The 347-nt window shown below is 28.0% G+C and carries 1 protein-coding gene; it reads right to left on the bottom strand.

Going from position 1 to position 347, the window contains the following annotated elements; translation table 11 throughout:
- Window positions 1-252, bottom strand: a 252-nt coding sequence (locus KVT27_RS23960; RefSeq protein ID WP_217582107.1) for a DUF1643 domain-containing protein, incomplete at its 3' end; no start/stop codon positions are given.
- Window positions 253-347 lie beyond the last annotated feature (95 nt).

Raw genomic sequence — 347 nt, 5'->3', positions numbered from 1 at the left:
ATACGAGGGATTTGTAGTCATGTAGGAAAATATATTTACTATAGTCATGGAACCATAATTATTTTTAATTAAGAAATTTTGAACATTCATTACAGTTTTATCAGTTATGAATAACTCTGCCTTGCTAGGATTTAACATAATGATGGTTGCATTATCTTTTGTATCATCCCATGTTCTTGTTAACTGATAACGATATTTTTCATTATCAGACATGAATACCTCACATTTCATTATGCCCTCTTTTTTCTTCATCATTTTTTCATCCCACTGTTCGCATAATTTATTATTGATTCTGTTATAACTATTTTAGTAATAGCAATGGATAACAAAGAAAAAGCCTTTGATTA

The organism is Lysinibacillus sp. GbtcB16 (genome assembly GCF_019091145.1).
GTDB classification, from domain to species: Bacteria; Bacillota; Bacilli; order Bacillales_A; family Planococcaceae; genus Lysinibacillus; species Lysinibacillus fusiformis.
This window is presented reverse-complemented; position numbering and strand designations above follow the sequence as displayed.